Origin of the sequence: Stenotrophomonas maltophilia group sp. Smal12, assembly GCF_037079935.1 — a bacterium.
GTDB lineage: Bacteria > Pseudomonadota > Gammaproteobacteria > Xanthomonadales > Xanthomonadaceae > Stenotrophomonas > Stenotrophomonas sepilia.
In genome coordinates this window covers 1-19,333 of record NZ_JBAWUK010000039.1, presented here as the reverse complement: position 1 = coordinate 19,333, position 19,333 = coordinate 1, and the positions used below count along the sequence as shown (strand labels likewise).

Sequence of the window (19,333 nt, the reverse complement as noted above, 5' to 3'; positions counted from 1 at the left end):
CTCCGTGCATGTGTGCCGACCAAGGTCGGCACCCACCGGAGCGGAACACGCACCCACCTTGGCGAACGCGCTACCGTGCGTGGGCACCGCCGCCCAGCACCTTGAACAACGTCACCCGGTTGCCCGCTTCCTGCTGCTGCAGCGCGATCAGGTCCTGCTGTGCGGCAAACAGGCTGCGCTGCGCATCCAGTGCCTGCAGATAGCCGTCCAGCCCGGTGCGGTAACGCGCATCGGCCAGCGTGTAGCTGCGCTGGCTGGCGGCCACCAGCGCGCGCTGTGCGTCCATCTGCGTGGCCAGGTGATCACGCGTGGCCAGCGCATCGGCTACTTCACTGAAGGCCTGCTGGATCGCTTTCTCGTACTGCGCAATGCCGATGTCCTTGCCGATCTTCGAGGCATCCAGCGAGGCCTTCAGCGCACCGGCGTGGAAGATCGGCGCGGTGATGCTGGGCGCGAACGACCAGCCACGGGTGCCGGCCGAGAACAGCGTCGACAACGCGGTGGAGCTGTGGCCGTAGTTGGCGGTCAAGGTCAGCGTCGGGAAGAATGCGGCGCGCGCGGCACCGATATCGGCATTGGCCGCCTGTAGTGCGTGTTCGGCGGACAACACGTCCGGGCGCTGCAGCAGCACGCTGGACGGCAGGTTGGCCGGCAGCGGCGCCAGTGCCACGCTGCCATCCAGCGCCTGCGCGGTTGGCAGCAGGGCCGCATCCAGCGGCGCCCCCACCAGCAACTGCAATGCATCGCGATCCTGCGCCTGCTGCGTCTGCAGCTTGGCCAGCGCACCGCGCGCGGCTTCGACGCTGGTCTGTACCTGCGAGACATCCAGCCCCGAGGCCAGCCCCTGTGCATGACGGGCCTCGGTGCGCTGCAGGGTCTGCTGCTGGCTGTCCAGGGTCTGCCGGGTGAACGCCAGTGACTGCTCGTCCGCTGCCAGCGCCAGCCACGCCGCGGCCACTTCGGCCACCAGGCTGGTGCGCGCGGCGCGCTGGTTCTCGGCGCTGGCCAGCCAGTTCTGCAGGGTCTCGTTCTTCAGGCTGCGGATGCGTCCAAACAGATCCAGTTCCCAACTGCTGATACCCACCTGCACGGCATCGGATTCAGTCACCTGGGTGGCACCGGTCTCGCTGTTGGCATCGCTTACCCGCGAGCGGGTGACACTGCCGCTGGCATCCACCGACGGCAGCAGCGCCGCGCGCTGGATGCGGTACTGCGCCCGCTCCTTCTCCACCTGCAGCACGGCCACGCGCAGGTCGCGGTTGTTCTGCAGCGCCAGCGCGATCACCTGCTGCAGGCGTGGCTCAAGGAAGACTTCGCGCCAGGCTGGCACCGCCAGTGCTGGCTCGGCCTCGCCCGTGGCGGCATTGCCGAATTGTGCCGGCACCGGTGCCTCGGGCCGCTGGTAATGCGGCGCCATGCTCACGCAACCACCCAGCACCGTGGTGATCATTGCGGCCGCCAGGGCGCGCAGCAGCATCGGCTTCATGGGCTTGCCTCCGGGGCAGCGGCGTGGGCCGGCGCGCGGCCCGGGAACAGGCGGCGCACGAGCAGGTAGAACAACGGCACGAAGAACATGCCCAGCACCATCGAGGCGACCGTGCCGCCGGCCACGCCGGTACCCAGCGAGCGGCGCGCGGCCGAGCCGGCGCCGGTGGCGAACACCAGCGGCAGCACGCCCATCAGGAACGCCAGCGAGGTCATCACGATCGGCCGCAGGCGCAGATAGACGGCCTGCAGGATCGCCTCGCGGGTGCTCCTGCCCTGCTGTTCAAGGATGCGCGCGAACTCGACGATCAGGATGCCGTTCTTGGCCGCCAGGCCAATCGTGGTCAGCAGGCCGACCTGGAAGTACACGTCGCTGTTGAGGCCACGCAGATTCATCATGAGCACCGCACCAAACACGCCCACCGGCACCGCCAGCATCACCGCGAACGGCACCGCCCAGCTTTCATACAGCGCGGCCAGGCACAGGAACACGAACAGCAGCGAGATGGCGTACAGCATTGGCGCCTGATTGCCCGACAGCTGTTCCTGGTAGGCCATGTCCGACCAGGCATGGCTGAAGCCTTCCGGCAGTTTGTCGGCCAGGCGCGCGATCTCGGCCATCGCCTCGCCGGAACTGACGCCGGGCGCGGGCTGGCCGGTGATCTCCATCGCCGAGATGCCTTTGTAGCGTTGCAGCGCGGCCGGCGCGCTGGACCAGTGCGCGCTGACCAGCGACGACAGCGGCACCATCTGCCCTGCCTGGTTGCGCACGCTCCAGCGCTCGATGTCCTGCGGCTGCATGCGCGCTTCGGCCGTGCCCTGGATGAACACCTTCTTGATGCGGCCCTTGTAGATGAAGTTGTTGACGAAGTCGCCACCCAAGGCCGCATTCAAGGTGTCATTGATGTCCTGCGGATTCACGCCCATCGCCTGCGCCTTGGCGTCGTCCACCTTCACTGCATACACCGGCGCGTCTTCCAGGCTGGCGTAGCGCACGTTGACCAGCTTCGGATCCCTGGCGGCCTCCTTCAACAGCGTGTTGCGCGCGGCCACGGCGGCGGCATGGCCGGCGCCGCCTTCGTCCTGCAGTTCCAGGGTGAAGCCGCCTGCGTCACCCAGGCCAAGGATGGCCGGTGGCGAGGTGATGAACACCTGCGCATCGGGCACGCTGGCCATGGCCGCGGTCAACCGCGCGGCAATGGTGTCGGCGTCATCCTTGCGGTCATCCCAGTCCTTCAGGCGGATGAAGGCCTGGCCGACGTTCTGGCCGCTGCCGGTGACACTGAAACCAGCGGTGGCCTGGATCGACAGCACGCCGTCGTCCTTCACCGCGGCGGCACTCAGGCGATCCATCACCGCGCGGGTCTGCTCCAGGGTGGCACCGGCCGGCAGCTTCACCAGCGCGTTGAGCATGCCCTGGTCCTCGTCGGGCAGGAACGCGCCGGGGAGGTGCCACAGCAGCAGGCCGGTGGCCACGCTCAGCGCCAGGTAGAACAGTACGCCCAGCGTGCGCCGGCCAAGGAAGCCATCCACCCGGCGACGCAGGCCGTTGGAGGTGCGCTCGAAACGGTGGTTGAACCAGATGAAGCACTTGCCCAGCAGGCTCGGCTCACCGCCGTGGTCGCCATGCGGATGGCCGCCCTTGGGAATCTGGTGCAGGATGCTGCCGCACAGGGCCGGGGTGATGGTCATCGCCACCAGCACCGACAGGATCATCGCGGCGGCAATCGTCACCGAGAACTGGCGATAGATCACGCCGGTGACACCGCTGAAGAACGCCATCGGCAGGAACACCGCGGTCAGCACCAGCACGATGCCCACCAGCGCGCCGGTGATCTGGCCCATCGCCTTCAACGTGGCCGGCTTCGGCGCCAGCCCTTCGAAGGTCATCACCCGCTCCACGTTCTCCACCACCACGATGGCATCGTCCACCAGCAGGCCGATGGCCAATACCAGCGCGAACATGGTCAGCGTGTTGATCGAATAACCGAACGCGGCCAGCACGCCGAAGGTGCCCAGCAGCACCACCGGCACTGCGATGGTCGGGATCAGGGTGGCGCGCCAGTTCTGCAGGAACAGGTACATCACCAGCACCACCAGGATGACCGCCTCGATCAGGGTGATCACCACTTCCTTCAGCGAGATCGTCACGAACGGCGTGGTGGTGAACGCCACGTGGTAGGTGTAGCCGTGCGGCCAGTGCTTCTGCAACTGCTGCAGGCGGGTCTCGATGGCCTTGGACACGGCGATGGCATTGGCACCCGCATTCAGCTCGATGCCCAGCGACGCCGACGGCTTGCCGTTGAAGGTGCTGATGCTGTCGTAGCTCTCCGGGCCCAGGCCGATCGTCGCCACGTCACCCAGGTGCACCACGCTGCCGCTGGCATCGGCTTTCAGCACCACCCGCGCGAACTGTTCGGGCGTGTGCAGGCGGCTGCGCGCGGTGACCGTGGCGTCCAGCTGCTGGCCCTTCAGCGCCGGCTGGCCACCCAGCTCACCGGCCGAAACGTCGGTGTTCTGCGCCTGCAGTGCGGTCTCGATGTCCGATGGCATCAGTGCGTACTGGCGCATCTTCTCCGGGTCCAGCCAGATGCGCATGGCGTATTCCTGGCCGATCGGCTGGATGTTGCCGACACCACTGACGCGGCTGATCTGGTCGTCGATGCGCGCTTCCATGAAGTTGGCGACATCGAAGTTGTCCATGCTGCCGTCCTCGCTGGTGAACGACAGCACCTCGAAGATCGAACCACTGGACTTGGTGATGGTCAGGCCGTTCTGCTGCACCGCCTGCGGCAGCGTCGCCATCGCCGCCTGCAGTTGGTTCTGCACCTGCACCTGCGCGGTGTCCGGATTGGTGCCGGTGGCAAACACCAGGTTGACCTGCGCCGAACCATCGGAGGCGCTGGTGGAGGTCATGTACATCAGGTGGTCCAGGCTCTGCTGGGACTGCTCGATGACCTGGGTCACCGCGTTTTCCACGGTCTGCGACGAGGCACCGGTGTAGGTGGCGCGGATGGTGATGGTGGGTGGGGCGATCTGCGGGTAGCGGTCGACCGGCAGGATCAGGATCGCGAGCAGGCCGAGCAGGCTGACCGCGATGGCGATCACCCAGGCGAAGATCGGCCGGTCGATGAAGAAACGAACCATGCGCGGCAGGCCTCAGTGCGACGTTTCGTCGGTGTTGCCGGTCGGGTCGATCGCCGGCATTGCGGCCAGCTGCGCGGTGGTGGCCGCCACCGCCTGCACCTGCTGGCCAGGCGCTACCGCGCTGCCGTTGCTGACGATCACCCGTTCGCCAGCCTTCAGCCCCTGCGTGATCTGCCACTGGTTGCCCACTACCTGGCCGGTGCTGACCCGGCGCTCGACCACGCGATCCTTTGCGTCGAGCAGGCGCAGCAACGGCTCGCCACGTTCATTGCGCAGCACCGCCTTCTGCGGCACCAGCAGGGCGCGCGCATCGGTGGCCATCGGCAGCACCGCCTTCAGGTACATGCCCGGCAGCAGCAGGCCCTCCGGGTTCGGAATGACCGCGCGCAGCACCACGTTGCCGGTGCCCGGGTCGACTGCGCTGCCGACGAACTCCAGGGTGCCTTCATGCGCATACGTGCTGCCGTCCTCCAGCAGCACCTTCACCTGTGCCTTGCCGTCGATGGCTTTCACCAGGCCGGCATCGAGCTGCTTGCGCAGCGCCAGCATCTGCGTGCTGGACTGGGTGACATCCAGATAGACCGGGTCCAACCGCTGGATGGTCGCCAGCGCCGCGTCCTGGCCGGCGGCGACCAGCGCGCCAGCGGTCACGCTGGAGGTGCCGATGCGGCCGTCGATGGGGGCGGTCACCCGGGTGTAGTCGAGGTTGATGCGGGCCGCCTGCAGCGCAGCGCGCGCGGCGATCACATTGGCCTGGGCCTGCTTCAGCGCCGAGGTGGCGTCGTCGGCGTCCTGCTTGCTCGCCGCATCCATGCCCAGCAGCGTGCGGGTGCGCTCGGCCTTCGGCTGCGCCGACAACACAGTGGCCTCGGCCTGCGCCAGCTGGCCACGCGCGGTATCGAAGGCGGCCTGGTACGGCGCCGGATCGATCTGGTAAAGCAGCTGGCCGGCCTTGACCTGCTGGCCTTCGGTGAACAACCGCTGGCGGATCAACCCACCGACCTGCGGGCGCACCTCGGACACCTCGAACGGTACGGCGCGACCGGGCAGGATCTGCTGCAGCGCCAGCGGCTGTGCGCTGGCCGTGATGACGCCCACTTCAGGGATGGCCGGGGCCTCGGACCTGCCCGCCGAGCAGGCCGCAAGGGCCAGCAGCAGGGGCAGCAACAGCGGACGGGGAGAACGGGACAGCGGGCGCAGGAGTGACATGGGGGGTGTGGGGGCCTTGCGTTGACCCGTGCACGCTGCCGTGGAACTGTGCAGAGAATATGGAGATTGTGCGACCGGCTCAGCGGGCGCTTGCTTTCGGCGCCGCATGCGCCGCTAATGGCCACGCGATGGCGAAGATTCGACTCAAATTCGGCCTGACCGCGAAGACCTTCCTCGCGATCTTCACCGCCTGCCTGCTGGTGCTGGCAGTGAACGGCATTGCCAGCCGAGTGGCGTTCCAGACCGGCTTCCTGGACTACCTCAATGACCAGGGCGATCTGCGCATGCAGCGCGTGATGCCGCACCTGCAGCGCGAGTACAGCGCACACGGCGGCTGGGCGCATCTGCGCGGCGACAGTGACCGCTGGGCGCGGCTGCTGCGCCCGGATCTGGCCCATGGGCACGAGGGGCCCGTGCCACCGCTGTCCGACCAGACCGGCGTTCCCTCCCGCCTGGGCCTGTTCGATGCACAGCATCGGTTCGTAGCCGGCAACCCCGACGCCACCAGCGACGACGAGCCGCACGCCGTGCAGGTGGACGGGCACACGGTCGGCTGGCTGGGCATGGTGCCGTTCCAGACCGTCATCGCCACCAACGACCTGAACTTCTACAACACCCAGGTGCGCGCGTGGTGGGTGATCGGCATCGCGCTGCTGCTGGTGACGGTACTGCTGGCCTGGCTGGTATCGCGCGCGCTGCGCCAGCGCCTTGCAAAACTGGCGGCGGCCACCCACCGGCTCGCCGCTGGCGACTACGCCACCCGCATCGAGCGCACCAGCGATGACGAGCTGGATGCACTGGTCAACGACTTCAACCGGATGGCGCAGGCGCTGGACGACACCGAGCGCAACCGCCGTGCCTTCATCGCCGACATCTCGCACGAACTGCGCACGCCGCTGGCGGTGGTTCGTGCCGAACTGGAAGCCATCGAGGACGGCATCCGCCCGCTGGACCGCGCCAACCTCGGTGCCCTGCAGGGCGAGATCCGCCAACTGGGCAAGTTGATCGACGACCTGCACGACCTGTCGATGACCCAGTCCGGCGGCCTGGCCTACCGCTTCGCGCCGCTGGACCTGGCGGCGCTGCTGCGCAGCGAGCTCAATGGCATGCGCGTGCGCTTCTCCACGGCGGGGCTGGCACTGGAGGAGGACCTGCCCGCCACACCGCTGCAGGTATCCGGTGACGAACGGCGCCTGCAGCAGGTGCTGGCCAATCTGCTGGAGAACGCATTGCGCTACACCCACGCCGGGGGCCGCGTACGCGTGCAGGCAGCGCGCGCGCCTGCCGGCGTGCAGCTGATCGTGGAAGACACCGCGCCAGGCGTGCCGGCCGACAAGTGCGCGCTGCTGTTCGAGCGCTTCTACCGGGTGGAGAGCTCCCGCAACCGGGCCAGCGGCGGCAGCGGGCTGGGCCTGGCCATCAGCCACAACATCATCCTCGCCCACCACGGCCTCATCCACGCCGAGCCCTCGTCGCTGGGCGGGCTGCGCGTGGTCATCACCCTGCCGGAGCCTGCATGAGCCCGTCCCCCGCCGCGTCCGCGAAGATCCTGATCGTCGAGGATGAGCCACGCCTGGCCTCGGTGCTGCGCGACTACCTGGCCGCCGCCGGGATGACCAGCGAATGGGTGGACGATGGCGGCCAGGTGATCGACGCATTCGCGCGCTACCAGCCCGACCTGGTGCTGCTGGACCTGATGCTGCCACAGCGCGATGGCGTGGACCTGTGCCGCGAACTGCGCGCCAGCAGCGATGTACCGGTGATCATGGTCACCGCACGGGTGGAAGAGATCGACCGCCTGCTGGGCCTGGAAGTCGGTGCCGACGACTACATCTGCAAGCCGTTCAGTCCGCGCGAAGTGGTCGCACGGGTGATGGCGGTGCTGCGTCGCTACCGCCCGGACCCCGCTGCGCGGGCCAACAGCGGGCTGCATATCGACGAACCGGCAGCCCGCGCCACCTGGAACGGCAAGGGCCTGGACCTGACCCCGGTCGAATACCGCCTGCTGCGCACGCTGCTGGCCACGCCGGGCCGGATCTGGGCGCGCGACGAGCTGCTCGACCGCCTCTATCTGGACCATCGCGTGGTGGTCGACCGCACCGTCGACAGCCACGTGCGCAACCTGCGCCGCAAGCTGGCCGACGCCGGCATGGAAGGCGAACCGATCCGTTCGGTGTATGGCATGGGCTACAGCTACGAACCCTAGCCGGTAGTGCCGGCCGCTGGCCGGCAGCCTCGTGGCACGCCTGGATTTCCGTGGTTGCCATCCAGCGGCCGGCACTACCCGTGCGCACCTGCGTTAAAGTCGAGCACGCTCGACATTACGAACACGACTGCATGGACGACATTCATCCGATCGCGCCGGACAAGCGCGCCGCCATCCTTTCCACTCTGGCCGACATCGAACAGCGCTACGACGTACGCGTGCTGCTGGCCTGCGAGTCGGGTAGCCGTGGCTGGGGCTTTTCCTCCCCGGACAGCGACTACGACGCACGCTTCATCTACGTGCATCGCCAGCCGTGGTATCTCAGCGTCAACGAGAGCACCGGTCCCGGCGAAGCGCAGCGCGATGTGATCGAACTGCCGATCGACGATGAGCTCGACGTCAGCGGCTGGGACCTGCGCAAGGCACTGCGGCTGGTCTCAAAATCCAATCCGACACTGATCGAATGGCTGCGTTCGCCGATCGTGTACCGGCAGGACGACGCCGCCGTGGCGCAGCTGTGGGAGGCCGCAAAGTCCTTCTATTCGCCGCTGGGCACGTGGTGGCACTACTTCAGCATGGCACGCTCGAACCATCGCGGGTACCTGCGTGGCGAGATGGTACGCACCAAGAAGTACCTGTACGTGCTGCGCCCACTGCTGGCCTGCCAGTGGATCGAGCACGAGCAGACACCTCCGCCGATGGCCTTCGAGGATCTGCTGGATCGACTGCTGCCACATGGCCCGGTGCGTGAAGCCATCGATGCCCTGCTGGTAGTGAAACGCGCCAGTGCCGAGGTCAATGCCGGACCACGCATCGCGGCGATCAGCGATTTCATCGATCGTGAGCTGGCCACCCGGACTGCGCAGGCGCCACAGCTGCCCGTTGGACGCGGTGATGCGGCGTGGCTGGATGAGCTGTTCCGGCAGGTGCTGGCCAGGCACGCGCCGGCACTACCACACGGGTATCATCGTCGCGAACGCCCTGATTTCCGGAGACATCGATGAACCCGCTGCGCCCCTTCCGCGACAAGATGCCCGTCCTCGGCGAGCGCGTGTACATCGATCCTGCCTGCACCGTCATCGGTGACGTGGAGCTGGCCGAGGACGTATCGGTGTGGCCGGGCACGGTCATCCGCGGTGATGTCAATCACGTGCGCATCGGCGCGCGCACCAACGTGCAGGATGGCACCATCATCCACGTCAGCCACCACAGCCCCTACAACAAGGCCGGCTACCCGACCCTGATCGGCGAAGGCGTGACCGTCGGCCACGGCTGCATCATCCATGCCTGCACGATCGGCGACTACAGCCTGATCGGCATGGGCGCCTGCATCCTCGACGGTGCGCGCGTCGAGCGCCATGGCTTCGTCGGCGCCGGTGCGGTGGTCGGCCCGGGCAAGGTGGTCGGCGAAGGCGAGCTGTGGGTGGGCAATCCGGCCCGCCCGGCGCGCACGCTGAGCGACAAGGAGATCGAGTCGCTGCACTACTCGGCCGACCACTACGTGCGGCTGAAGGACGAATACCTGGGCTGAGCAGCCAACGCCGCCATGCGGCTCTGCTAAAGTCTGGGCCCGACCAGGACCTGTCGAGACCCCCCATGCCTGTGGCTGCCTGCCGGAGAGGACTCCGGCGCCCACAACGAAGGCTATCGCACTGATGGCCGCACCGATGCTCGATACCTACCGCGAGGTGGTGACGCCGGAGGGTGTGCCGCTGCAGCTGCCGGCAGCCGGCCCGGTGCCACGGGCGATGGCGTGGCTGGTGGATCTGGGCGTGCGCATCGCGGTACTGGTGGTGATGTCGATTCCACTGGCACTGCTGGATTCGTTCGGCTCCGGGCTCGGCCTGGTGCTGATGTTCCTGGTGTACTGGGCCTACCCGATCGTCTGCGAAGCGCTGTGGGGTCGTACCCTCGGCAAGCGCGTGCTGGGCCTGCGCGTGCTTGCGCGCGATGGCGCGCCGGTAGGCTGGATGGCTGCCATCACCCGCAACCTGCTGCGCACCGTGGACATGCTGCCGTTCGGCTATGCACTGGGCCTGATCAGCAGCCTGTTCGATCCCCATGGCCGTCGCCTGGGCGATCTGGTGGCCGGCACCGTGGTGGTGCATGCGCCCGTGCTGTACCTGCCGCCTCCGCCCACCATCGACAGCGTGCTGGTCCCGCCGCAGCCGCTGCGACCGGAAGAGCAGGCCGCGCTGATGGCCTTCGCCGAGCGCGCGCCACGGCTGTCGGCGGCCCGCCAGCAGGAACTGGCCGGCATCGCCGAACCGCTGACCGGCACCCACGGCCAGGTCGGCGTACTGCGCCTGTATGCCATGGCCAACTGGCTGTTGGGGCGGCGATGAAGCAGGAACAGTTCGTCGCCCGCTACCAGCAGGAATGGCAGGACCTGGAACACTGGCTGCTGCTGCGTGCTGGTGCTGCGCGCCGCACGCGGCGCAAGGCCAGCGCGCTGGCAGTGGACGACGCCGCCTTCCCGCAGCGCTACCGGCGCCTATGCCAGCAGCTGGCACTGGCCCGCGAGCGCGGCTACAGCCCGCAGCTGGTGCAGCGCCTGCAGCAGTTGATGCAGCAGGGCCACAGTGTGCTGTACCGCACGCCGCCGACGCGCTGGCGCGGTGCACTGGAATTCCTGGTGGCCGACTTCCCGCTGCTGGTGCGCAGCCAGGCGCGCAGCATGTGGGTGGCACTGGCGATGTTCGCGCTGCCGGCGGTGGCCTGCTTCGTGCTGGCGCAGCTCTACCCGGACCTGATCCACATGGTGATGGACAACCGCCAGATCGCCGAGATGGAGCGCATGTACGATCCAGCGGCCGAACGCCTCGGGCGTGACAGCGGCACGGACTGGATGATGTTCGGCCACTACATCCTGAACAACATCAGCATCGCCCTGCGTACCTTCGCCAGTGGCCTGCTGGCCGGCCTGGGCACGCTGCTGGTGCTGCTGTTCAACGGCGTGATCATCGGTTCAGTGGCCGGCCACCTGCAGCACATCGGCCATGGCGATCCGTTCTGGCGCTTCGTCGCAGGCCATGGTGCGTTCGAGCTGACCGCGATCGTGATCGCCGGCGGTGCCGGCCTGCAGCTGGGCATGAAACTGCTGGCCCCCGGCCGGCGCAGCCGCCTGGATGCCCTGGTCGAAGGCGGCCGCATCGGGGCCCGGCTGTGTCTGGGCGTGGCGTTCATGCTGCTGGTGGCCGCGTTCATCGAAGCGTTCTGGTCGTCGATTGCCGAAGTGCCGGCGTGGGGCAAGTTCAGCGTGGCCGGCGTGCTGTGGGCCGGCGTGCTGCTGTGGCTGTGGCGCGGCGGGCGCGGAGGCGGCAATGCGCATTGACCGCCTGGACGTGGCGCTGCGCGCGCGCAGTGGCTGGGAAGCAATGGAGCTGGGCAGCGCCCTGTCGCGCCGCCACGCACGTGCGGTATGGGGCAGCTGGCTGCTGGCCAGTGCGCCGCTGTTCGTGATCTTCAACGCGTTGGGCTGGTGGCTGGATGCGTTCGGCTGGGCCTGGCTGGCGATGTGGTGGTGCAAGCCGCTGTTCGAGCGCGCACCGCTGTACGTGCTGTCGCGCGGCATCTTCGGTGAGCCGTTGGGCGCGCTGGCAGCGCTGCGTGCGCAGCGCAGCTGGGGCAATGCAGGCTTCTGGGGCTACCTGGGCTGGCGCCGCTTCAGCGTGCTGCGCAGCCTGTGCCTGCCGGTGAACCTGCTGGAAGGCAGCGCGCCGGCCCAGCGCGGTGCACGCCGCCGCGCCGTGGCGGCCGGTGCCGCGGGCGCCGCCGTCGTGCTGACCGTGGCCTGCATGGCCTTTGAAGGCGTGCTGGTGTCCGGCGCGATCGGCGCGGTGTTCATGTTCATGCCACTGGAGCTGATGTCCGAATCATGGCGTGCCGCATGGGACATGATCGGCCAGGACACGCCTGCCTGGGCGCAGCTGGGCTTCAACCTGGCGTGCTGGCTGGCATCGGTGCTGATCGGACCGTTCTATGTCGGCGCCGGCTTCGGCCTGTACTTGAACCGGCGTACGCAGATGGAAGCGTGGGATGTGGAGATCGCCCTGCGCCGCCTGCGCGAGCGGCTGCTGCCGGCAGCATCGACGCTGGCGCTGCTGCTGTGCCTTGCCCTGCCGCTGGCCTCCGCGCCAGTGCATGCGCAGGACGCGCAGACAGTCGCTGAGCAGGCCGACGGTGCCGAAGAGGACGAGGACCGTGCGGAAGAACCCGCCACTGCGGCCAACGATCCGGCCAATACGCCGACGATGATCTTCGGTGCGGCGCCGGTGGACACCGCCGGTTTCCGCCAGGCGGTGAACCGCGCCTATGAGGATCCGCTGCAGCGCCCGACCCGCCAGGTCACGCGCTGGAAGCCGATCGAACAGGCCGAGGAAAAAAAGAAGGAAGACAAGACGCTGCAGAGCGACGGCAGCAGCAAGGGCGAGCGCAGCAACCGCAAGGCCGGCATTGCCTGGCTGGCGCGCCTGGCCGAGTGGGGCCTGTGGGGCCTGCTGGGCGTCCTGCTGCTGGTGCTGTTGTTGACCGCCCGTCTGTGGCTGCCGTGGCTGCGCGGCAGTGGCCGGCGCAAGGCCGAGGCTGCACCACAGGTAGTGGTGGAACAGGTGGAGTTGCCGGTCGTGCTGCCGCCGGACGTGGCCACCCAGGCCGGCCTGCTGTGGGACCAGGGCCGGCCACGTCAGGCGCTGGCCCTGCTGTACCGCGCCAGCGTACGCACCGTGGGCGAGCGCAGCGGCATCGCGCTTCCGCCCGGTGCCACCGAAGCGCAATGCCTGCGCGCGTCGCGGCGCATGCCCGATGCCACCGACCGTGACCTGTTCGCGCGCATCGTGCGCATGTGGCAGTACGCCGCCTACGGTGGCCGCCTGCCCAGCCGCGCCGATTTCGATGCACTGGCCGACACGCTGCGCCAGCAATACCGGTGGCTGGCATGAGCCCGCGCCTGTTCTGGTCGCTGTTGCTGGGCGGGCTGGTGCTGCTCGGCGTACCGCTGACGATCCTCTTTCTGCGCACGCATGAGCGGGTGACCGAGACCGTGCAGCTGCCGCCGCAGGGCGAAGCTGGCTACAACCCGCTGTACGTGCTTGGCCAGGCACTGCGCGCCGATGGCATCGACGTGCACTCGCGGCCGCGGCTGGACCTGCAGCAGATGGCGCTGGGTCCGCGCGATACGGTGGTGCTGCTACAGGACAGCAGCGAACTGCCGGCACCGGCGGCCAGGGCCCTGCTGGCCTGGGTCGATGGTGGTGGCCATCTGCTGGTTCGTACGCCGCCACCCGCAGAGGACGACGCCAGCAGTACGCAGGGACCGCTGCTGGACCAGCTCGGCGTGGACAGCCTGTACCAGCAGAGCGACTGCCAGCCGTTCCACGTCATCGACGATCCCAGCCATGTGGAGTTCTGCGGTGGTCGCCGCTTCACGCTGGGCTTTGCCGCCCGTACACAAGCCGAACGGCGTTGGGGCAACGAGCGCAACCTGGTGTTCGCGCGACTGCGCCACGGGCAGGGCAAGGTGAGCGTGCTGGCCGACATGGAGTTCATGCGCGGCGAGGTGGATTCGCCGGCAGCACGCCTGGCGTCGGCTGCGGGCAAGGCCAGCGACGGCCTGCACGATCTCTCGCACCGCGACCTGACCCGTTATCTGCTCGATCCGAACTACGGCAAGGGTACTTTCTGGCTGGTCTACGCCAGCCGCCCGCCGTCGCTGTGGGCGCGCCTGTTCTACCAGGGCTGGCCGGTGTGGGCGCCGCTGCTGCTGGCCCTGCTGGGCTGGCTGTGGGGCCGTTCGCAACGCTTCGGCAGCCGCCTGCCGTCGCCGGTGCTGGAACGCCGCTCGCTGCTGGAACACGTGCGGGCCAGCGGCGAGCTGCTGCTGCGCTTCGGCCACGGCGCGCGCCTGTACCACGCCGTGCTCGCCCTGTTCCTGCATCGCCTGCGCCTGCGCGCACCGGTGGCTGCAGCACTGGAGGGCGCCCCCCGCGAACAGGCCATCGCCGAACTGCTGAAGTGGCCGCAAGACCGCGTTGCCAGCGCGCTCACGCCCCCTCCGCCGCACGATTCCTCCGCCCTGCGCGAGCGCATCCGCTTGCTGCTCCAGATGAGATCCCTGCTATGACCGAAGTCCCCGAGCTGCCGGCGGCCGCCAACGCCCGCCTGATCGAACGCGTCGATGCCATCCGCGATGCCGTCGGCCACGCCTTCATTGGCCAGGCCGATGTACTGGACCAGATCCTGGTGGCGCTGCTGGCCGGTGGCCACGTGCTGATCGAGGGCGTGCCCGGGCTGGGCAAGACCCTGCTGGTGCGGGCACTCGCGCAGGCGCTGGAGCTGGATTATGGCCGCGTGCAGTTCACCCCCGACCTGATGCCCAGCGACGTCAGTGGCCATGCGGTGTACGACCCGAAGAGCGAGAGCTTCAGGATCCGCCGTGGCCCGGTGTTCACCAACCTGCTGTTGGCCGACGAGATCAACCGTGCGCCGGCCAAGACCCAGTCGGCACTGCTGGAAGTGATGCAGGAAGGCCAGGTGACCATCGAAGGCAAGGCGTTCACCCTGGCGCCGCCGTTCATGGCGCTGGCCACGCAGAACCCGCTGGAGCAGGAAGGCACCTACCCGCTGCCAGAGGCACAGCTGGACCGCTTCCTGCTGAAGGTGCTGATCGACTACCCGCAACTGGAGGACGAGAAGCGCATGGTGACCGCGATCACCAGTGGCCGTGCCGCCAGCGACTTCGACCTGAGCCAGGTGCCGCGTGTACTGGGGGCTGGCGAACTGCTGGAACTGCAGCGCGCCACCGCGGCGATCACCGTCGATGACGAAGTGATCGACTACGCAGTACGCATCGTCGCGGCGACCCGGCAGTGGCCGGGCATCGCGGTCGGCGCCGGCCCACGCGGCAGCATCGCGCTGGTGCGTGCCTCGCGTGCGCAGGCGGTGCTGGCCGGCCGCGACTTCGTCACGCCGGACGACGTGCGCGACATTGCTCGCCCGGCACTGCGCCACCGCATTGCACTGGCCCCGGAGCTGCAGATCGAAGGCCAGGACGCCGACGACGTGCTGGGCGCACTGCTGGCCAAGGTGGAAGCACCGCGCCGATGAGGCCTGCCCCGCTGCTGCTGGCGCTGCTGCTGGCCTGGGCCGCCCTGGGCGGCCTGGTGCTGGGCGGGTTGCTGCCGCGCTGGAGCTGGGCGCTGGCCGCGGCGGCCATCGCGTTGCCTGCGCTGTTCGACCTGTGGCGGCAATCGCGGCGTCCGTCGCCTCAGGTACAGCGCGAACTGCCCGAAGCGCTGGCGCTGGGCGTGCGCCGCGAGGCGGCGCTGCGGCTGCAGGCCGAGCAAGCGATGACGGTGCAGGTGTTCGACCTGGTCCCCGGCGGCTGGCCGCTGGAATCGCTGCCACAGCGCGTGCGCCTGCGGGCCGGTAGCGCCTCCACGCTGCACTATCACCTGCAGCCGCTGCAGCGCGGGCACTTCCGCTTCGAAGGCGTGCACCTGCGCATGCGCTCGCCGTGGCGCCTGTGGTGGCAGCAACGCACGCTGCCGCCCGTACTGGACGTGCGGGTCTATCCGAACTTCGTCCCGCTCACGCGCTTTGCGTTGTTCAGTGCCGACCAGGCCTCGCGGCTGGTCGGTGCACACGTGAAGCGCCGCCGTGGTGAAGGCACCGACTTCCACCAGATGCGCGAGTATCGCGTCGGCGACAGCCTGCGCCAGCTGGACTGGAAGGCCACCGCGCGTGCGCGCAAGCTGATCTCGCGCGAGTACCAGGACGAGAAGAACCAGCAGTTGCTGCTGATGCTCGACAGTGGCCGGCGCATGCTGGCCAGCGAAGGCGGGCTCTCGCACTTCGACCATGCCTTGAATGCCTCGCTGGTTGTGGCCTACCTGGCGCTGCGCCAGGGCGATGCCGCCGGCCTGTTCGCTGCCGGTGGCGAACGCCGCTGGGTCGCGCCGCAGCGCGGCATGGGCACGGTCGAGCACCTGCTGCGCGCAAGCTACGACCTGCAGCCACGCGCGGTGGCCACCGATTACCTGGCCGCTGCCACCGAGGTGTCGCTGCGCCAGCGCCGGCGAGCACTGGTGATGCTGGTCAGCAACGTGCGCGACGAGGACATCGAAGACCTGCTGGCGGCGGTGCGCCTGCTGCAGCGGCGCCACCTGGTGTGCGTGGCCAGCCTGCGCGAGCGCGAGCTGGACGGCGTGCTGGAGGGCGAAGTGCAGACACTGGAAGACGCCACCCAGGCCGGTGCCGCCGCGCTGTACCTGCAGCAGCGCGCGAAGGCGCACGAAGCGCTGCGCAGCGAGAAGGTGATGGTGCTGGACGTCACCGCCGACGCCCTGCCCGGCGCGCTGGTGGAGCGCTACCTGGCGGTGAAGCGCGAAGGGCGGCTCTGAGCCGAGCGCGGGCTCGGCTCTACAAGAATCGGGTTGTCTGTAGCGCCGAGCCCATGCTCGGCTGCCGGCCAGCGGCCGGCACTACCTACCCCTGCAGCAAGCGCCGCTGCAACCGCTCCACCGCACGCTGCAGCAGCACCCGGTTGCGGGCCAGCTTCATCCACTGCGGCAGGCGCGAGAACATGGATCGATGATGGCCGCGGCCCTCGCGCAGCGTCGCGCCCGCGTATTCGTGCAGTGCCTGCAGATGTTCGGCGTTGTAGGCCCACAGCAGGCCCGCGCGGGTCGATTCGACCAGGCGCAGCGGCAGACCGAAATGCGGATCGGCAGGCTCGGCGTCACGCAGGGGACGCGTCAACACCGTGACCTCGGTGCTGCGATCGCACTGTGCGCATCGGGCGGGGAAGGATGCAGGCGCGGGGATGCCGGCGGGAATCGGCCGACACACATGCAGCCACTGATGCCCGCAGAATCCACAGGGCTGGCGGCCCAGAATGCGGACTGCACCCACCCAGTCGCCGCTGTCCAATGCAGCGCTGCAAGCGGTGCAGCGGAAACGCGCGGTCCATCGATAGGGTTCCCAGCGGGCGATCACCCAACCGGGGGCATCGCAGCGGTGGCAACGCACCGCGACGCGGTCCGCGACGGCCTGCAGGCTGCGCCCGTCATCGAAATGCCGGCCCGGCGCGGGCGTGGCACGTCCATGCCGGCCAGGCCAACGCCGCACCGTCATCAGACGTAGATCCGCGTCGGCGCCTCGTCGACGATCGCGTGCGGCACGAAGCGCGCACTGTCGCGGGTGATCGCGCTGTCGTCCTCGCGGATGCCGATGCCGCAGGCGTGGTCACCCACCACCCAGCTGCCGATCAGCGGGTAGCCACCTTCGAAGCGGGTCAGCGGATGGGCGCGCTGGATGATCGCCGGGCCGTCATAGGGACCGTCGCTGCGCTGGGTGCTGCCATCGGCCAGGTGCATCTCGATGTTGGCACCTTCGCGCGAGAACAGCGGCTTGCGCACCCAGCCCGGGGCCAGCGTGCTGCCGTCATCGAAGTGCGCCTCCAGCAGGTTCGGATGGCCCACGTTGCGCTGCCACAGCAACGGCAGGATGCCCTTGTTGCTCAGCACTGCCTTCCACGCCGGTTCCAGCAACTGCACGCCCGAACCGGGCAGCGCGCGGCCGAACTCTTCGGCCATCAGGTCTTCCAGCGGGTACAGCTTGAACAGCGTGCCGATCACCGAATCATCCAGCGCGGTGAAGCGGCCGTCCTCGGACAGGCCGATGTCCTCGATCGCGATGGCCTGGCCATGCAGGCCGGCCTGCGACGCGCAGTCGCGCAGGTACTCGACCGTGCCACGGTCTTCTTCCGAGCTTCCCACCGCGCTGAAGTACAGCGGCGGCGGCAGCTGCGTGGCCAGTTCGCCGAAGCGCTCGACCAGTGCCTCATGGATCGCATTGAACTGGTCGGCATGCTGCGGCAGGCGGCCGGCGTTGCGCTGGTCTTCCAGCCACTGCCACTGGAAGAAGCTGGCCTCGAACAGCGAGGTCGGCGTGTCGTAGTTCAGCTCGTACAGCTTGGCCGGACCGGTGCCGTCGTAGGCCAGGTCCAGGCGGCCGTAAAGGTGCGGCTGGCGCTGGCGCCAGCTGTCGGCGATCCAGTCGCGGTAATGCGACGGAATCGCCAGCTGGTCCATCAACCGCTCGCTGCCGATGACATCACCGACCAGATCCAGCGCCATCTGGTGCAGCTCGGCACTGGGGTCTTCGATGTCCTGTTCGATCTGGCGCAGGGTGAACGCGTAGTACGCGCTTTCATCCCAGTAGGGCTGGCCATCGATGGTATGGAAACGGAAACCCGCTTCCTCCGCGCGTGCCCGCCACTGGGCACGCTCGGCAATCCGGATGCGCTGCATGGGTCGATCAGCCGCCGTAGCTGCCGCTGGTGCTGCGGCGTGCGCTGGTGTTGCCGAAGCCACCACGGCTGGCAGTGACCGCACGGTTCGGCTCGCTGGTGACCGGCGCCAGGCCGGCCTTGCCGGCACCGATGCCGCTGGCGGTGTTCAGGCCACCGGTGCCGCCCGGTGCCGGGCGCGCCCAGCCAGCGTTCTTGTCCTGGTATGCCGGTGCCGACGCCGGCGCCTGCGGGGCGAGGCCGCCGCGGTTGCTCAGCATCTGCGACATGAAGAAGCCCATCATCATCGGGCCGATGAACGAGGTGCCGGCCGAGGTGTGCTGCTGCACGCACTGCTCCGGCTTGTAATCCTTCTCGCAGGCTTCCTTGCTGGCGTACTTCGGCGCCGCATCGGCGGCCTGCTTCTGCGCTTCGGCAAAGGCATTGCGGCACGACGACGGATCACCGGTGGCCTCGGTGCAGGCCTCGACCGAGGTGTACAGGCCTTCCTGCACCTTCACCTCCGGCTCCTTCTGGCAGGCGGTGAACAGCAGCGGCGCAGCGCTCATCAGCAGCAGCGCGGTGGTGCGGGAACGTTTCATGGCCTCATGCCCTGTATACGGATCAATGCCCAATGATGCCAAATCCTCACCAACAACCGGAATCGGCAAAGTGGGAAAGATGAACGGAATTTCATTTTCGTCGTTCCCCATCAGCCACGCATGACGTGGATCCATCGTGTCGACCAAGGTCGACACCTACCAAGGGCAGAGCGCCGGCCCCAACAGATCGCAGCAAACTGTCGAAGGCGGGGTGGGGGGGGGGGGGGGGGGGGGGGGGGGCGGGGGGGGGGGGGCGCGGGGGGCGGGGGGTGGTTTGGGGGGCGGCCCCCCACCCCCCCCCCCCCCCGGCGCCCCCCCTGCCCCGGCGGTCCGCTCAGCCTTGGGGTTGGGGGGCGCGGGGCGGGCCGGCGCCCGCACACCTCCGGGTGTTCGTAG

The 19,333-nt window shown here is 68.7% G+C and carries 16 protein-coding genes; 10 read left to right on the top strand and 6 right to left on the bottom strand.

What is annotated here, in order from left to right; all coding sequences use genetic code 11:
- Window positions 1-70: 70 nt before the first annotated feature.
- The 3 genes from smeC to smeA are packed head-to-tail and all read right to left on the bottom strand — an operon-like array spanning window position 71 to window position 5,841.
- Complete coding sequence (gene smeC / locus WDC87_RS16070) at window positions 71-1,486, bottom strand: multidrug efflux transporter outer membrane subunit SmeC (protein ID WP_252744921.1); 1,416 nt, start codon at window positions 1,484-1,486, stop codon at window positions 71-73.
- On the bottom strand, window positions 1,483-4,632 hold the full coding sequence (smeB, locus tag WDC87_RS16065; protein WP_252744922.1) for a multidrug efflux RND transporter permease subunit SmeB: 3,150 nt from the start codon (window positions 4,630-4,632) through the stop codon (window positions 1,483-1,485). Before smeB ends, smeC begins: the two co-directional genes overlap by 4 nt.
- A gap of 12 nt (window positions 4,633-4,644) precedes the next feature.
- Complete coding sequence (smeA, locus tag WDC87_RS16060; RefSeq protein ID WP_227837105.1) at window positions 4,645-5,841, bottom strand: multidrug efflux RND transporter periplasmic adaptor subunit SmeA; 1,197 nt, start codon at window positions 5,839-5,841, stop codon at window positions 4,645-4,647.
- A 128-nt stretch (window positions 5,842-5,969) separates the two neighbouring features.
- Here smeA and baeS point away from each other — a divergent pair, with 128 nt between their 5' ends.
- From baeS to WDC87_RS16010, 10 genes are all read left to right on the top strand, one after another.
- Window positions 5,970-7,361 carry a sensor histidine kinase efflux regulator BaeS gene (gene baeS, locus WDC87_RS16055; RefSeq protein ID WP_252744923.1) on the top strand — a complete coding sequence of 464 codons (1,392 nt, stop codon included), beginning with the start codon at window positions 5,970-5,972 and terminating at the stop codon, window positions 7,359-7,361.
- On the top strand, window positions 7,358-8,047 hold the full coding sequence (locus WDC87_RS16050) for a response regulator (protein WP_072168014.1): 690 nt from the start codon (window positions 7,358-7,360) through the stop codon (window positions 8,045-8,047). The genes baeS and WDC87_RS16050 overlap by 4 nt, the downstream gene beginning before the upstream one ends.
- Before the next feature lie 131 nt (window positions 8,048-8,178).
- Window positions 8,179-9,051: a nucleotidyltransferase domain-containing protein gene (locus tag WDC87_RS16045; protein ID WP_336331312.1), complete on the top strand. Its 873-nt coding sequence runs from the start codon at window positions 8,179-8,181 to the stop codon at window positions 9,049-9,051.
- Window positions 9,048-9,578: a gamma carbonic anhydrase family protein gene (locus tag WDC87_RS16040; RefSeq protein WP_061479018.1), complete on the top strand. Its 531-nt coding sequence runs from the start codon at window positions 9,048-9,050 to the stop codon at window positions 9,576-9,578. The genes WDC87_RS16045 and WDC87_RS16040 overlap by 4 nt, the downstream gene beginning before the upstream one ends.
- Window positions 9,579-9,702: 124 nt before the next feature.
- Entirely contained in the window at window positions 9,703-10,392 is a 690-nt protein-coding gene (locus WDC87_RS16035; RefSeq protein ID WP_111008351.1) for an RDD family protein, read from the top strand.
- Window positions 10,389-11,381: a stage II sporulation protein M gene (locus WDC87_RS16030; protein WP_065177881.1), complete on the top strand. Its 993-nt coding sequence runs from the start codon at window positions 10,389-10,391 to the stop codon at window positions 11,379-11,381. Before WDC87_RS16035 ends, WDC87_RS16030 begins: the two co-directional genes overlap by 4 nt.
- On the top strand, window positions 11,371-12,987 hold the full coding sequence (locus tag WDC87_RS16025; protein WP_252744924.1) for a DUF4129 domain-containing protein: 1,617 nt from the start codon (window positions 11,371-11,373) through the stop codon (window positions 12,985-12,987). Before WDC87_RS16030 ends, WDC87_RS16025 begins: the two co-directional genes overlap by 11 nt.
- Complete coding sequence (locus tag WDC87_RS16020; RefSeq protein ID WP_072168019.1) at window positions 12,984-14,168, top strand: DUF4350 domain-containing protein; 1,185 nt, start codon at window positions 12,984-12,986, stop codon at window positions 14,166-14,168. The genes WDC87_RS16025 and WDC87_RS16020 overlap by 4 nt, the downstream gene beginning before the upstream one ends.
- Window positions 14,165-15,151, top strand: coding sequence for a MoxR family ATPase (locus tag WDC87_RS16015; protein ID WP_061479013.1), 987 nt, complete (start codon window positions 14,165-14,167; stop codon window positions 15,149-15,151). The genes WDC87_RS16020 and WDC87_RS16015 overlap by 4 nt, the downstream gene beginning before the upstream one ends.
- Window positions 15,148-16,446 carry a DUF58 domain-containing protein gene (locus WDC87_RS16010; RefSeq protein ID WP_072168021.1) on the top strand — a complete coding sequence of 433 codons (1,299 nt, stop codon included), beginning with the start codon at window positions 15,148-15,150 and terminating at the stop codon, window positions 16,444-16,446. The genes WDC87_RS16015 and WDC87_RS16010 overlap by 4 nt, the downstream gene beginning before the upstream one ends.
- Window positions 16,447-16,531: 85 nt before the next feature.
- On the opposite strand, the gene WDC87_RS16005 is transcribed toward WDC87_RS16010, so the two are convergent.
- The 3 genes from WDC87_RS16005 to WDC87_RS15995 are packed head-to-tail and all read right to left on the bottom strand — an operon-like array spanning window position 16,532 to window position 18,937.
- A complete protein-coding gene (locus WDC87_RS16005; RefSeq protein WP_111201605.1) occupies window positions 16,532-17,179 on the bottom strand; it encodes a hypothetical protein in 648 nt (215 codons plus the stop codon).
- Complete coding sequence (locus tag WDC87_RS16000; protein WP_139727962.1) at window positions 17,179-18,357, bottom strand: glutathionylspermidine synthase family protein; 1,179 nt, start codon at window positions 18,355-18,357, stop codon at window positions 17,179-17,181. Before WDC87_RS16000 ends, WDC87_RS16005 begins: the two co-directional genes overlap by 1 nt.
- Window positions 18,358-18,364: 7 nt before the next feature.
- Window positions 18,365-18,937, bottom strand: a complete 573-nt coding sequence (locus tag WDC87_RS15995; RefSeq protein ID WP_005420172.1) for a DUF1190 domain-containing protein — start codon at window positions 18,935-18,937, stop codon at window positions 18,365-18,367.
- Between the last annotated feature and the right edge of the window lie 396 nt (window positions 18,938-19,333).